Consider the following 15,659-nt stretch of genomic DNA (forward strand, 5'->3'; position numbering starts at 1 on the left):
TCTTTCGTTCATGAAACCTCCAGATTGGCGAAATCATATCGCCCTTAAGAGGTGTCCGGAATTATTAGGCCAGTTCAGGCTCGCTCCCACAGGGTCACGGCGATCAAATGTGGGAGCGAGCCTGCTCGCGAAAGGGCCAGCAGCCTTCACCCAATCAGAGGCTCAACTTTGCGCGTGAGCAGTTCGACAAACGCCTTGGCCATCGGCGATTTCTGATCCTTGCGCTGCACCAGCCATACCGCCGAAATCGCCTCGGGATCGAGCAGCGGGCGATAGACCACGCCGTCGATGCGCATGCGTTGATAAGACGCCGGCAGCACCGACACCCCCAGACCTGCCGCGACCAGACCGATGATGGTCATTGCCTCGCCGGCCTCTTGCGCAAAATGCGGGCTGAAGCCAGCGTCACGGGCCAGGCTCAGCAGTTGCGCGTAAAGACCGCTGCCATAGCTGCGCGGGAAAAACACGAAGGGCTCAAGCGCCAGCGCCGAGAGAAGCAGACCTTCGTCGCTGCCCTGGGCCAACGGATGCTTGGAACTGAGCACCGCCACCAACGGCTCCCGCATCAACTCCACGACGCTTAGCGAATCCGGCAAGCCCAGCGGGCGCATGATGCCGACTTCGATTGACTGATCGACCAAGGCATCGGCAACCATCGTGCTGCTCATCTCGCGCAGGTTCAGATGTACCGCCGGGAAGCGCTGGCGAAAGGAAAAGATCGCCTGAGGAATCGTCGAATTGAACGGCGCCGACGAGGTGAAGCCAATCTTCAACTCCCCCAGTTCGCCCAACTGCGCCCGACGCGCAACATCCGCCGCTTTGTCGACCTGGGCCAGCACTAGCCGCGCCTCTTGCAGAAACAAGCGACCGGCCTCGCTGAGTTCAACCCGACGATTGGTTCTTTCAAACAGACGCGCGCCGACTTCTTGCTCCAGCGCCTGAATCTGCTGGCTCAGCGGTGGCTGGGAAATGCCCAGTACCTGTGCGGCGCGGCCGAAATGCAGTTCTTCGGCCACCGCAATGAAGTAGCGCAAATGACGCAATTCCATGCAAACCTCATTAAGTCGTTAAAGCTATCAAACAGGTCGAACAATATATTGGATAGAAACATTAGCCAGCTATATGATTTTTTCATTGCCTGCCCGGCTGTGCTTTCCGAGGTCTGATGTGAAAACTGCTGTCGCGCCCCTTGCCCACGAAGTCCCACCCGCTGCCGACGACGCAATCGCCGAGCTGCAAGAGATCTACATTGAAAAAGGCACCCCGGCATTTATGCGCACGGTGCTGGCGCTGTTCTGCGGTGGGTTCGCCACCTTCGCGCTGCTCTATTGCGTGCAGCCGATGATGCCGTTGCTGTCCCACGAATACGGGATCAATGCGGCGCAGAGCAGCCTCATTCTGTCAGTGGCAACCGGCATGCTGGCCTTCGGTCTGTTGATCACCGGGCCGATTTCCGATCGCATCGGGCGCAAACCGGTGATGGTGGCGGCACTGTTTGCCGCCGCGCTGTGCACGCTCGCCAGTTCGATGATGCCGAGCTGGCACGGCGTGCTGATCATGCGCGCCCTGATCGGCTTGTCGTTGAGCGGCCTGGCAGCGGTCGCGATGACCTATCTCAGCGAAGAAATTCATCCACAGCACATCGGTCTGGCGATGGGCCTGTACATCGGCGGCAACGCGATTGGCGGGATGAGCGGACGCTTGATCACCGGGGTGCTGATCGATTTCGTCAGCTGGCACACGGCGATGCTGGTGATCGGTGGACTGGCGCTGATCGCTGCGGCGGTGTTCTGGAAGATCCTCCCGGAGTCGCGCAACTTCCGCGCCCGCTCGCTACACCCGCGCAGTCTGCTTGAGGGCTTCACCCTGCACTTTCGCGACGCCGGCCTGCCGTTGCTGTTTCTCGAAGCGTTTGTGTTGATGGGCGCGTTTGTCACGCTGTTCAACTACATCGGCTACCGCTTGCTGACGGCGCCGTACAACCTTGATCAGGTGTATGTCGGCTTGCTCTCGGTGGTGTACCTGTCGGGGATCTACAGCTCGGCGAAAATCGGTTCACTGGCGGATAAACTCGGGCGGCGCAAAGTGCTCTGGGCGACGATTGCGCTGATGTTCGCCGGGCTGGCACTGACGATGTTCACCTCGTTGTTGCTGGTGATCGTCGGCATGCTGGTGTTCACCTTCGGCTTCTTTGCCGCGCACTCGGTGGCGAGCAGCTGGATCGGTCGGCGCGCGCTAACTGCCAAGGGCCAGGCGTCGTCGTTGTACCTGTTCAGTTATTACGCCGGGTCGAGCATTGCCGGGACAGCGGGTGGGGTGTTCTGGCATCTAGGCGGGTGGAACGGGATCGGGCTGTTTATCGGCGCGTTGTTGCTGGTTGCGCTGCTGGTGGCGTTGAGGCTGGCGAAGTTGCCGCCTCTCGGCGGAGTCAAAGCCTGACACGAAACCTTGTGGGAGGGGGCTTGCTCCCGAATGCGATAGGTCAGTCGAGGAAGATGTTGCTGAACCACCGCTTTCGGGAGCAAGCCCCCTCCCACAGGTGATCTATATCCGACGTTGGATCGTGGAAACAAAAACGCCCGGCATTCAGCCGGGCGTTTTTTTATTGGGCTTCGATCACTCGTGATACTGCGCCGACAGCTCATGCACCGCGCGAAGGAATGCGCCGGCGTGTTCCGGATCAACTTCGGGCGTGATGCCATGGCCGAGGTTGAACACATGCCCGCTGCCCTTGCCGTAGCTGGCCAGGATGCGCCCGACTTCGGTGCGGATCGCTTCCGGTTTGGCGTAGAGCACGGTCGGGTCCATGTTGCCTTGCAGCGCGACCTTGTCGCCGACACGGGCGCGGGCGTTGCCGATGTCGCAGGTCCAGTCCAGGCCCAGAGCATCGGCGCCGGCCTCGGCGATGCTTTCCAGCCACAGGCCGCCATTCTTGGTGAAGAGGATCACCGGCACCTTGCGGCCATCGTTCTCGCGGATCAGGCCGCTGACGATTTTCTTCATGTAGGCCAGCGAGAATTCCTGATACGCCGCGGCTGACAGGTTGCCGCCCCAAGTATCGAAAATCTGCACCGCTTGCGCACCGGCCATGATCTGGCCGTTGAGGTACGAGGTCACCGACTGCGCCAGTTTATCCAGCAGCAAATGCATGGCTTGCGGATTGTCGTAGAGCATCGCTTTGGTCTTGCGGAAGTCTTTCGACGAACCGCCTTCGACCATGTACGTAGCCAGAGTCCATGGGCTGCCGGAGAAACCAATCAGCGGCACACGACCGTTGAGTTCGCGACGGATAGTGCTGACTGCGTCCATGACGTAGCCGAGATCCTTGTGCGGATCAGGGATCGGCAGGGCTTCGATGTCGGCCAGGGTGCTGACGACCTTTTTGAAACGCGGACCTTCACCTGTCTCAAAGTACAGACCTTGGCCCATGGCATCGGGAATGGTGAGGATGTCGGAAAACAGGATCGCCGCGTCCAGTTGCGGATAGCGGTCGAGGGGTTGCAGGGTGACTTCGCAGGCGAATTCCGGATTCATGCACAGGCTCATGAAGTCGCCGGCGTGGGCGCGGCTGGCGCGGTATTCCGGCAAGTAGCGACCGGCCTGGCGCATCATCCACACTGGGGTGACGTCAACGGGTTGCTTGAGCAGGGCGCGGAGGAAGCGGTCGTTCTTCAGGGCAGTCATGTCGGCATCCGGAAAAAAAGTGCGGGCATTTTCTCAGAGCGCGAGGCAAAAGGCACGGATGTGGGTCAGCCTTTTGTCTATCGGGTCAATTTGTCGCGCTGTAACACGATTTTCCGCAACGCCCTAAAACAACTGTGGGAGCGAGCCTGCTCGCGAAGAGGTCGGCACACCCAACATCAAAGTTGGCTGACAGACCGCTTTCGCGAGCAGGCTCGCTCCCACAGGGTTATTGCGTTTGCCTCAGGAGCCGGGTTCAGACGCCGAGGTAATCGAGGATCCCTTCAGCCGCATTACGCCCTTCGAAGATCGCCGTCACCACCAGGTCGGAACCGCGCACCATGTCGCCACCGGCGAAGATTTTCGGGTTGCTGGTCTGGTGCTTGTACTGACCTTGCTCAGGCGCAACAACGCGGCCCTGGCTGTCGGTCTGGATCTCGAACTGCTCGAACCACGGCGCCGGGCTCGGGCGGAAACCGAACGCGATGACCACGGCGTCGGCCGGGATGATTTCTTCGGAACCGGGGATCGGCTCGGGGCTGCGACGGCCACGGGCGTCCGGTTCGCCGAGACGGGTCTCGACGACTTTCACGCCTTCGACCTTGTCTTCACCGACGATGGCGATCGGCTGACGGTTGTAGAGGAATTTCACGCCTTCTTCCTTGGCGTTCTTCACCTCTTTGCGCGAACCAGGCATGTTCGCTTCGTCACGACGGTAAGCACAGGTCACCGACTTGGCGCCCTGGCGAATCGAGGTGCGGTTGCAGTCCATCGCCGTGTCGCCGCCACCCAGCACTACAACCTTCTTGCCTTTCATGTCGACGAAATCTTCCGGCGACTTTTCAAAGCCCAGGTTGCGATTGACGTTGGCGATCAGGAAGTCCAGCGCGTCGTAAACGCCCGGCAGATCCTCACCGGCAAAGCCGCCCTTCATGTAGGTGTAAGTCCCCATGCCCATGAACACCGCATCGTACTCGGCGAGCAGTTGTTCCATGGTCACGTCTTTGCCGACTTCGGTGTTGAGACGGAACTCGATGCCCATGCCGGTGAAGACTTCGCGACGATTGCTCAGCACGGTCTTTTCCAGCTTGAACTCGGGGATGCCAAAGGTCAGCAAGCCGCCGATTTCCGGGTTCTTGTCGAACACCACCGGGGTCACGCCGCCGCGCACCAGCACGTCGGCACAACCCAGACCCGCCGGGCCGGCGCCAATGATCGCGACACGCTTGCCGGTCGGTTTGACCTTGGACATGTCCGGACGCCAGCCCATGGCGAACGCGGTGTCGGTGATGTACTTCTCGACCGAACCGATGGTCACCGCGCCGAAGCCGTCGTTGAGGGTGCAGGCACCTTCGCACAGACGATCCTGGGGGCAAACCCTGCCGCAGACTTCCGGCAAGGTGTTGGTCTGGTGCGACAGCTCGGCGGCCTGGAGGATGTTGCCCTCGGCGACCAGTTTCAACCAGTTGGGAATGAAGTTGTGCACCGGGCACTTCCATTCGCAATACGGGTTGCCGCAGCCCAGGCAGCGGTGAGCCTGATCGGCCGACTGCTGGGGTTTGAACGGTTCGTAGATCTCGACGAACTCTTTCTTGCGTTGACGCAACAGTTTCTTCTTCGGATCCTTGCGCCCGACATCGATGAACTGGAAGTCGTTATTCAGACGTTCAGCCATTGTTAAAACCTCATCAAACTCTTCAGGCGCATATCACTGCGGGTTGGCACGAGTGCTGGAAAGCAACGATTTCAAGTTGGCAGCCTTAGGCTTGACCAACCAGAAACGACGCAAGTAATCATCGAGGTTCTCGGCGAGTTCACGACCCCACTCGCTGTCGGTTTCCGCGACGTACTCGTTCAGCACGTTCTGCAGGTGGCTGCGATAGGCTTCCATCGCCTCGCCGCTGATCCGCTGGATTTCCACCAGTTCGTGGTTGACCCGGTCAACGAAGGTGTTGTCCTGATCGAGCACGTAGGCGAAACCACCGGTCATGCCTGAGCCGAAGTTGTAACCGGTCTTGCCCAGCACGCAGACAAAACCACCGGTCATGTATTCGCAGCAGTGATCGCCAGTACCTTCCACGACGGTATGGGCACCGGAGTTACGCACAGCGAAACGCTCGCCAGCGGTGCCAGCGGCGAACAGCTTGCCGCCAGTGGCGCCGTACAGGCAGGTGTTGCCGATGATGGCGCTTTCCTGAGTCTTGTAGACGCTGCCCTTCGGCGGAACGATCACCAGCTTGCCGCCGGTCATGCCCTTGCCGACGTAGTCGTTGGCGTCGCCTTCCAGGTACATGTTCAGACCGCCGGCGTTCCACACGCCGAAGCTCTGCCCGGCGGTGCCTTTGAAGCGGAAAGTGATCGGCGCTTTCGCCATGCCCTGGTTGCCGTGCTTGCGCGCGATTTCGCCGGAGATCCGTGCGCCGACCGAACGGTCGCAGTTGCAGATGTCCAGGTCGAACTCGGCGCCACTCATGTCGTTGATCGCCGACGACGCCATCTCGACCATTTTCTCGGCCAGCAGGCCCTGGTCGAACGGCGGGTTGCGCTCAACACCGCAGAACTGTGGCTTGTCCGCCGGGATGTGATCGCTGCCCAACAGCGGCGTCAGGTCCAGATGGTTTTGCTTGGCGGTCTGGCCCTCGAGGATTTCCAGCAGATCGGTACGACCGATCAGCTCTTCGAGGGAACGCACGCCGAGCTTGGCCAGCCACTCACGGGTTTCTTCGGCGACGTAGGTGAAGAAATTCACCACCATGTCGACGGTGCCGATGTAGTGATCCTTGCGCAGCTTCTCGTTCTGAGTCGCGACGCCGGTGGCGCAGTTGTTCAGGTGGCAGATGCGCAGGTATTTGCAGCCCAGCGCGATCATTGGCGCGGTGCCGAAGCCGAAGCTTTCCGCGCCGAGGATCGCCGCTTTGATCACGTCGAGGCCGGTTTTCAGGCCGCCATCGGTCTGCACCCGGACTTTGCCGCGCAGGTCGTTGCCGCGCAGGGTCTGGTGGGTTTCAGCCAGGCCCAGTTCCCACGGCGCACCGGCGTATTTGATCGAGGTCAGCGGCGACGCACCGGTACCACCGTCATAACCGGAGATGGTGATCAAGTCCGCATAGGCCTTGGCCACACCGGCGGCGATGGTGCCGACGCCCGCCTCCGCAACCAGTTTCACCGAAACCAGTGCCTGCGGGTTGACCTGCTTCAGGTCAAAGATCAGCTGCGACAAGTCTTCGATCGAATAGATGTCGTGGTGCGGTGGTGGCGAAATCAGGGTCACGCCCGGCACTGCATAACGCAGCTTGGCGATCAGACCGTTGACCTTGCCGCCCGGCAGTTGCCCGCCCTCGCCCGGCTTGGCGCCTTGCGCGACCTTGATCTGCAGCACTTCAGCGTTGACCAGGTATTCCGGGGTCACACCAAAACGGCCAGTGGCGACTTGCTTGATTTTCGAGCTCTTGATGGTGCCGTAGCGTGCCGGATCCTCACCACCTTCACCGGAGTTGGAACGCGCACCGAGGCGGTTCATGGCTTCGGCCAGGGCTTCGTGAGCTTCCGGCGACAATGCGCCCAGCGAGATACCGGCGGAGTCAAAGCGCTTGAGCACCGACTCCAGCGGCTCGATCTCGCTCATGTCCAGCGGCGTGTCGAGGGTCTTGACCTTGAACAGGTCGCGAATCATCGACACCGGACGGTTGTCCACCAGCGAGGTGTATTCCTTGAACTTGGCGTAATCGCCCTGCTGCACAGCGGCCTGCAGGGTGTTGACCACGTCCGGGTTGTAGGCGTGATATTCGCCACCGTGGACGAACTTCAGCAGACCGCCCTGCTGGATCGGCTTGCGCGGACTCCAGGCTTCGACGGCCAAGGCTTTCTGCTCGGCTTCGATGTCGACGAAACGTGCGCCCTTGATGCGGCTTGGCACGCCACGGAAGCTCAGGTCGCAGACTTCCTCGGACAGACCAATGGCTTCGAACAACTGCGCACCACGGTACGAGGCGATGGTCGAGATACCCATCTTCGACAGGATCTTGAGCAGGCCTTTGGTGATGCCCTTGCGGTAGTTCTTGAACACCTCATAGAGGTCGCCCAGCACTTCACCGGTACGGATCAGGTCGCCCAGCACTTCGTAGGCCAGGAACGGATAGACCGCCGAGGCGCCGAAACCGATCAATACCGCAAAGTGGTGCGGATCGCGTGCCGTTGCGGTTTCAACGAGGATGTTGGAATCGCAACGCAGGCCTTTTTCGGTCAGGCGGTGGTGCACTGCACCGGTCGCCAGCGAGGCGTGGATCGGCAGCTTGCCCGGGGCGATATGGCGGTCGCTCAGGACGATCTGGGTCCGCCCGGCGCGCACGGCTTCTTCCGCCTGATCGGCGACGTTGCGGATCGCCGCTTCGAGGCCGAGGCTTTCGTCGTAGTTGAGGTCGATGATCGCCCGTTCGAAGCCCGGACGGTCGAGGTTCATCAGCGAGCGCCACTTGGCCGGCGAGATCACTGGCGAGCTGAGAATCACCCGCGAGGCGTGTTCCGGCGACTCCTGGAAAATGTTGCGCTCGGCCCCCAGGCAGATTTCCAGCGACATCACGATCGCTTCACGCAGCGGGTCGATCGGTGGGTTGGTCACCTGCGCGAATTGCTGGCGGAAATAGTCGTACGGTGTGCGCACACGCTGGGACAGCACAGCCATCGGCGTGTCGTCACCCATCGAGCCAACGGCTTCGTAACCTTGCTCGCCGAGCGGACGCAGCACCTGATCGCGTTCCTCGAACGTGACCTGATACATCTTCATGTATTGCTTGAGCTGATCGACGTCGTAGAAAGCCGAACCGTGGTCGTTGTCTTCCATGGTCGCCTGAATGCGCAGGGCATTCTTGCGCAGCCATTGCTTGTACGGATGACGGGACTTCAGACGGTTGTCGATCGCATCGGTGTCGAGGATCTGCCCGGTTTCGGTGTCCACGGCGAAGATCTGGCCAGGGCCGACACGGCCCTTGGCGAGCACGTCTTCCGGCTGGTAGTTCCACACGCCGATTTCCGAGGCCAAGGTGATGAAACCGTTTTTGGTGGTAACCCAGCGCGCCGGGCGCAGACCGTTACGGTCGAGCAGACACACCGCGTAACGACCATCGGTCATCACCACGCCGGCCGGGCCGTCCCACGGCTCCATGTGCATCGAGTTGTACTCGTAGAACGCACGCAGGTCCGGGTCCATGGTTTCGACGTTCTGCCACGCAGGCGGAATGATCATCCGCACACCACGGAACAGGTCGATGCCACCGGTGACCATCAGTTCAAGCATGTTGTCCATGCTGGATGAGTCGGAACCGACACGGTTGACCAGCGGGCCGAGTTCTTCCAGATCCATCAGATCGTTGGTGAACTTGGTCCGACGGGCCTGCGCCCAGTTGCGGTTACCGGTAATGGTGTTGATCTCGCCGTTGTGGGCGAGGAAGCGGAACGGCTGCGCCAGCGGCCATTTCGGCAGGGTGTTGGTGGAGAAGCGCTGGTGGAACACGCAAATTGCGGTTTGCAGGCGCTCATCGCTCAGGTCCGGATAAAACGCGGCCAGGTCGGCCGGCATCATCAGGCCTTTATAAATGATGGTCTTGTGCGAAAAGCTGCAGATGTAGTGGTCGGTGTCAGCGGCATTGGCCACCGACGAACGGCGACGCGCGCTGAACAGCTTGACGGCCATGTCCTGATCGCTCAGGCCTTCACCGCCGATGTAGACCTGCTCGATCTGCGGCAGACGCTCAAGGGCCAGGCGGCCGAGGACGCTGGTGTCGATCGGCACTTTGCGCCAGCCGATCAGTTGCAGGCCTTCGGCGAGGATTTCGCGGTTCATGTTCTCGCGAGCGGCTTCGGCCTTGACCGGATCCTGGTTGAAAAAGACCATGCCCACGGCATATTGCCGGGGCAGCTCGACACTGAAGGTTTCCTGGGCAATGGCTCGCAGGAACGCGTCAGGCTTTTGAATCAGCAGACCGCAACCGTCACCGGTCTTGCCGTCGGCATTAATCCCACCGCGGTGGGTCATGCAGGTCAGGGCCTCAATGGCCGTCGTCAAAAGGGTATGACTGGGTTCGCCCTGCATATGCGCTATCAGGCCGAAACCGCAGTTATCCTTGAATTCATCTGGTTGGTACAGACCTGCTTTCATAGACACTTTCTCACCAGGCTGCCTCTATTCGAGGCAAATTTCTTTTCAATTCAACCACTTGCGATCCGCGCCGAACGTACGCCGGCTTAGCGGGGGCAAAAGGGTGGTCATTGTACACAGCGACACAGAGGCTCACAAATTTGACGACGAACTGTCGCAAATTCATGTCGCATTTGTGAAAGGTTTAAAGCGATATGCTGTGCTAGTCAAAACTTTTTTAAATTCTGACCGCAACGACTCAAAAACTACTGTGACGCAGACACCACAAGGCACGCGGCCTTTTCAGGCGGCGCGCACTCGTGGAGATTTTGAGGTGCCGGGAGAGGCGGCCTGGGTAAGGCCGCCGAATCTTCAGCGAGTTGTTGCCAGTTCCTGTTGGACGCTGGCGACAGTGCGAGGCCAAGGTTTACCAGCCTGAACCTTCGCTGGCAAGGCCTTGATGGCAGAAACGGCCGCATCACGATTGGCAAAGTTGCCGTAGGTGATCACGTAGAGCGGCTTGCCGTTGAGGACTTTCTTGAAATAACGGTATTCGCCGCCCTGCTCTTTGACGAAGTTCTGCGCGGCGGTTTCCGAGCTGGTGCCGAGGATCTGCACCACGTAGTTGCTGGTCGGCTGACCGGCGTACCAGCTGCCACCGGCCGCTTTGGCGACGGTGACCGGTTTCTCGGCAGGCTTGGCAGCGGCAACCGGTTTGGCCGGCGCTGGCGCTGGTTTGGCGGCAGGTGCTGGCGCTACTGGAGCTGGCTTGGCCGTGGCGACTTGCGTCGGAGCCGGCGTCGGGGCCGGTTTTGCCGCAGGTACCGGAACCGGGGTCGGCGCAGGACCGGCCGGAACACCGGCAGGCGGTGCGGAAGTGGTCACGGTCGGCGGCGTATCACTGGAGCCTTCCAGCGGAACACCGTCATCGCCTTCGGTGATGCCACCGGCCTCTTCGGCCAGCGGACCGCGCATGACCGGTTGCGAGTTACCGACCAATGGCAACGGCATTGGCTGGGTATTGCCGGCAAATTCGACGGCTGGCGCGCCACCGATGGCGGCGCCCTGGCCCAGCGGCAGTTGTGCCTGTTCATTGGCCGGAGCACCGGTGGTCGGTGCCTTGCTGCGACCCGGCATCAGCCAGGCGGCGGCGACCGCGACCACAACGACGGCGGAAATCGCCAATACGTGTTTCTTCGGCATGTTGAACCCCATACTTGGACGCTTCACCGCGGAGCGGCTGGCAATCATGACTTCGATCAGAGCATCGCGAGCGACCTGGTTGATATTGCCCGGCCAGCCCTCGGAGCTTTCGTGAATATCAGAGATCTGATCGGCGGTGAAAAGTTCGACACCCCGGCCCGCGCCTTCCAGCCGCTGGTCGAGATATTCGCGGGTCTCTTCTTCGGTGTACGGCTGCAATTCGATGACGTGAAAACGCTCTTCTTCGAGCTGCAAAGCCTCGAGCTGAGCGATCAGCGACGACTCACCGAACAGGAATACATGCGGACGACCTTCCGGCGTGCCCGCGCCCAGCGCCATCAGCGCTTCAAGCGCGGACTCGTCGAGCTGCTCGGCATCATCCACCAGCAGATAGACTTCCTGCCCGGTGAGGGCCAGTTGCACCACCTGCTCCAGAATCGCGCCGACTTCGGCCTGGGCGACATCCAGCGCCTGCGCCACCTGGCGCAGCACGCCCGCCGCATCACCGGCACCACGGGCGGACACCACCACGCTCTGCACTGACTGTTTATTGGTGCTGGCAACCAGCGCCTGACGCAACAGCGTCTTGCCGCTGCCCTGCGGGCCGGTAACCACCAGCAGCAACTGGCTGTAACGCGCCAGATGATGCAGTTGCCCCAGCACCGGTTTGCGCTGGGCCGGGAAAAACTTGAAGCCCGGCACCCGTGGCGCGAAAGGGTCGTGGCTTAACTGGAAATGGCCGAGAAACGCCTCGTCGGCATGCAAACTAGTCATCGGAATCTTATTAACCTTTAAGCTGAGCCAGGGCGCGGTAATCCGCTCCCAGCGTGGCCTGTAGAACCTCTTTCGGATAATCGTCGGTCACTACCGCTTCGCCCATCCGGCGCAGCAGCACCAGCCGCAGACGACCGTCGATCACTTTTTTGTCGATTGCCATGTGTTGCAGAAAATCGGCTTCGCTCATTTCAGTCGGCGGAACCACCGGCAGACCGGCACGCTGGAACAGACGAATGCCGCGGTCGCGCTCTGCATCGCTGATCCAGCCCAGCCGCGCGGACATTTCCAGCGCCATCACGGTACCCGCCGCGACCGCCTCGCCATGCAGCCAGACACCATAGCCCATGTGGGTTTCGATGGCGTGGCCGAAGGTATGGCCAAGGTTGAGCGTGGCGCGCACGCCGGTTTCCTTTTCATCGGCACCGACCACGGCAGCCTTGGCGGCGCAGGAACGCTCGATCGCATAGGTCAGCGCGGTTTGGTCCAGCGCACGCAGGGCGTCGACGTTTTCTTCCAGCCAGGTCAGGAACGGCTCGTCGCAGATCAGGCCGTACTTGATGACTTCTGCCAGCCCCGCCGACAGCTCGCGTTCCGGCAGGGTTTTCAGCGACGCGGTATCGATCAGCACCACGTTCGGCTGATAGAAGGCGCCGACCATGTTCTTGCCCAGCGGATGGTTGATGCCGGTCTTGCCGCCGACCGACGAATCGACCTGGGACAACAAGGTGGTGGGAATCTGGATGAAGTCGACGCCGCGCTGGTAGCAGGCAGCGGCAAAGCCGGCCATGTCGCCAATCACCCCGCCGCCGAGGGCGATCACCGTGGTGCGGCGATCATGCCGGGCGGTCAGCAGACCGTCGAAGATCAATTGCAGGGTTTCCCAGTTCTTGTAGGCCTCGCCGTCCGGCAACACCACCGAGATCACCGAGAACTGCGCCAGGCTGCGGGTCAGACGTTCAAGGTAGAGCGGCGCCACGGTCTCGTTGGAGATGATTGCCACCTGACGCCCGTGGATGTGCGGCGCCAGCAACTCGGGCTGATCCAACAAACCTTCGCCAATATGAATCGGGTAGCTGCGCTCGCCCAGGTCGACCTTGAGTGTCTGCATGTGTCCCCACAGTGAAGATGAAAGCAGGCGTCCTGCCCTGAATTATTGGTGTCCTGCGGCCTGTAGCGGGTATGACGCCGCTCGCCCGCCATCCGCCACACCCTTGGCGGGCTGTGGCAGGACGCCGAGGATAGCGCATTTCGAGCGCTGCTTTAACGGGGAGGAAGCTGCGCCAGACGATCGAGAATGTCCAGCACCACCATGCGCGGCGGCCGTTCGTCGGTTTCCACCACCAGATCGGCAATTTCCCGGTACAGCGGGTCGCGGATGGCGAGCAGATCACGCAGGGTTTTCGCCGGATCGGCGGTGCGCAGCAACGGCCGATTGCGGTCGCGGGCTGTGCGGCCGACCTGCTGTTCGACGGACGCGTGCAGATACACCACGCGCCCGCCCTCATGCAGGGCCTTGCGATTGGCGTCACGCATTACCGCGCCACCGCCGGTCGCCAGCACCACGCCATCGAACGCGCACAGCTCGGCGATCATCGCCTGCTCGCGATCACGAAAGCCGGGCTCGCCTTCCTTGTCGAAGATCCATGGGATATTGGCACCCGTGCGCAGCTCAATTTCCTTGTCGGAATCTTTGAACGGCAGGCGCAGCTCTTTGGCCAGCAATCGGCCGATGGTGCTTTTGCCAGCACCCATCGGTCCTACAAGTATCAAATTTCGCACAGAATCAACGACTCACAGCAATCGCCTGGTTATTCATGATACGCGGAGTGAGAAATACCAGCAGCTCGGATTTTTTCTCCGAAACCACATCACGCCGGAAAAGGCGGCCAAGATACGGCACATCGCCAAGAAATGGCACCTTATCTACAACCTTGCTCTGAGTATTTGAAAAAACACCGCCGATTACGATGGTTTCACCGTCATTGACCAGCACCTTGGCGTTGACCTCGTTTTTCTTGATCGGCGGCACATCCTGCACTTTGTTCAGGTAGTCCGGTTCGTCCTTGGTGACCTTGACCTCCATGATGATGCGGTTATCCGGAGTGATCTGCGGGGTCACTTCCAGCGACAGCGAAGCCTCCTTGAACGATACCGAGGTCGCGCCACTGGAACTGGCTTCCTGATAGGGAATTTCAGTGCCCTTGAGGATTTTTGCGGTCTCCTTGTCGGAAGTCACCACTTTGGGCTGTGACACGATCTCACCGTTGCCGGTCTTCTCCATGGCCGTCAACTCGAGGTCGAGCAGAACGTTGTCGGTAATGAAGGCGATGCCGATACCGGAGGTGTTGTTGACGGTGCCCATGTCGACGAACGGCGAGTTGGTGCTGGTGCTCCCCGGCGTACCGATGGTGGTCGACGAACCGTTGACCCCTGAGGCGTTCCAGTTGCCCTTGTTTTGAATCGAGCCGCCCCAGCGCACGCCGAGGCTTTTGTCGTAATCGACGTTGGCTTCGACGATCCGCGCCTCGATCATCACCTGACGCACCGGAATATCCAGTTGCGCCACGATCCGCCGCAGTTCGTCGAGGCGATCCTGAGTCTGGTAGGCGATGATGTTGTTGGTTCGCTCATCGACGGTGATGGAACCGCGCTCATCGATTTTCGCCTCGGCACTGGTCACAGACTGGAACAGCTTGGCGATGTCCGCCGCCTTGGCGTAGTTCACCTGCAGCAATTCGCGGCGCAGCGGTGCCAGCTCGGCGATCTGCTTCTGCGATTCCAGCTCCTGACGCTCGCGAGCCGCGATTTCATCGGCCGGCGCCACCAGCAACACGTTGCCGATCTTGCGTTTATCCAGGCCTTTGGTTTTCAGCACCAGATCCAGCGCCTGATCCCACGGTACGTTCTGCAGACGCAAGGTGATGCCGCCCTGCACCGTGTCGCTGGCGACCAGATTGAGGTTGGTGAAATCGGCGATCAGTTGCAGCACCGAACGCACGTCGATGTCCTGGAAGTTCAGCGACAGCTTTTCGCCCACATAGCTGTTGCGGTCAGCGTTGCGTTTTTGCAGGTCGTCCACCGTCATCGGACGAATGCTGACCGTGAGTTTGTTGTCGGTCTGGAAAGTGGAATAGTCGAACGTGCCGCTGGGCTCGACGCTGATCACCGTGCGGTCCCCGGTCACCGCGGCGTTGACGAACTGCACGGGGGTGGCGAAGTCCTTGACGTCGAGGCGCACGCGCAGTTTTTCCGGCAATTGCGTGCGGGCGAAGCTGAGAGTGATCTTGCCGTCATGCTCCTGGATGTCCGGGGCGATGGTCGGGTCGGACAGGTCGATCACCACATTGCCCTCGCCCTCCGTCCCCCGCTGGAAGTCGACGCCCCGTATGGCGCGATTACGCGGCACCGACGGTTTGGCAGGCGCTGTCGCCGCCGGGGTGGCACGGGGCGCAACCGCCGCAGTGCGCGGGGCAGCAGCAGGCGCGCCCTGCCCGACCACCACGAACAGATTATTTCCCTCGACTCGAGTACTGTAAGGCGCCAGTTGGGTCAGGCTGACAATCAGGCGCGTGCGGTCTTTGGCTTCCGCCACCGTAGCGGTGCGCGCATTGCCGCTGCCCAGATCAAGCGTCTTGTTCGCCAGCCGACTGGTGACGCCGGGCAGATCAAGGGCGATCCGCGCTGGCGATTCAGTGGTGTAACCCTTGGGCTGCGGTGGCGGGCCGTCGAACGCCAGCTTCAGTTCGACACGGTCCCCTGGCAACGCCGCTACGTCCAGCGTCTTCAGGTTGGCCGCGAGTACCATCGGTGACATCAGCGCTATCCATAGCGAAAAACCGAGGGTGGAGAAAATCCTGTTCATTAT

Annotated in this window: 9 protein-coding genes; 1 reads left to right on the forward strand and 8 read right to left on the reverse strand. The window is 60.9% G+C overall.

The genetic code is table 11. From position 1 onward, the window contains the following. Positions 1-146: 146 nt before the first annotated feature. On the reverse strand, positions 147-1,049 hold the full coding sequence (locus tag HU755_RS09460; protein ID WP_186631877.1) for a LysR family transcriptional regulator: 903 nt from the start codon (positions 1,047-1,049) through the stop codon (positions 147-149). Between the two features lie 118 nt (positions 1,050-1,167). On the opposite strand from HU755_RS09460, the gene HU755_RS09465 reads away from it, so the two are divergent. After that, entirely contained in the window at positions 1,168-2,439 is a 1,272-nt protein-coding gene (locus HU755_RS09465; protein ID WP_186631880.1) for an MFS transporter, read from the forward strand. A 177-nt stretch (positions 2,440-2,616) separates the two neighbouring features. On the opposite strand, the gene hemE is transcribed toward HU755_RS09465, so the two are convergent. From hemE to pilQ, 7 genes are all read right to left on the reverse strand, one after another. Then, the gene (gene hemE / locus HU755_RS09470; RefSeq protein WP_016772044.1) at positions 2,617-3,684 is read right to left on the reverse strand and encodes a uroporphyrinogen decarboxylase; all 1,068 of its coding nucleotides are present in this window, start codon (positions 3,682-3,684) and stop codon (positions 2,617-2,619) included. 253 nt (positions 3,685-3,937) lie between these two features. Continuing rightward, complete coding sequence (locus HU755_RS09475) at positions 3,938-5,356, reverse strand: FAD-dependent oxidoreductase (protein ID WP_007909438.1); 1,419 nt, start codon at positions 5,354-5,356, stop codon at positions 3,938-3,940. A gap of 33 nt (positions 5,357-5,389) precedes the next feature. Further along, the gene (gltB, locus tag HU755_RS09480) at positions 5,390-9,835 is read right to left on the reverse strand and encodes a glutamate synthase large subunit (RefSeq protein ID WP_186631883.1); all 4,446 of its coding nucleotides are present in this window, start codon (positions 9,833-9,835) and stop codon (positions 5,390-5,392) included. Positions 9,836-10,186: 351 nt separating this feature from the next. Then, a complete protein-coding gene (locus HU755_RS09485; RefSeq protein WP_186631886.1) occupies positions 10,187-11,791 on the reverse strand; it encodes an AAA family ATPase in 1,605 nt (534 codons plus the stop codon). A gap of 10 nt (positions 11,792-11,801) precedes the next feature. Further along, complete coding sequence (aroB, locus tag HU755_RS09490) at positions 11,802-12,902, reverse strand: 3-dehydroquinate synthase (protein ID WP_186549526.1); 1,101 nt, start codon at positions 12,900-12,902, stop codon at positions 11,802-11,804. Positions 12,903-13,054: 152 nt separating this feature from the next. Next, positions 13,055-13,573 (reverse strand): shikimate kinase AroK, encoded by a 519-nt coding sequence (gene aroK, locus HU755_RS09495; RefSeq protein ID WP_186549533.1) that lies wholly within the window; start codon positions 13,571-13,573, stop codon positions 13,055-13,057. Between the two features lie 4 nt (positions 13,574-13,577). Continuing rightward, positions 13,578-15,656, reverse strand: a complete 2,079-nt coding sequence (pilQ, locus tag HU755_RS09500; RefSeq protein WP_186631889.1) for a type IV pilus secretin PilQ — start codon at positions 15,654-15,656, stop codon at positions 13,578-13,580. Between the last annotated feature and the right edge of the window lie 3 nt (positions 15,657-15,659).

It is taken from the genome of Pseudomonas sp. SWRI111 (assembly GCF_014268555.1).
Taxonomy (GTDB): Bacteria; Pseudomonadota; Gammaproteobacteria; order Pseudomonadales; family Pseudomonadaceae; genus Aquipseudomonas; species Aquipseudomonas hamedanensis.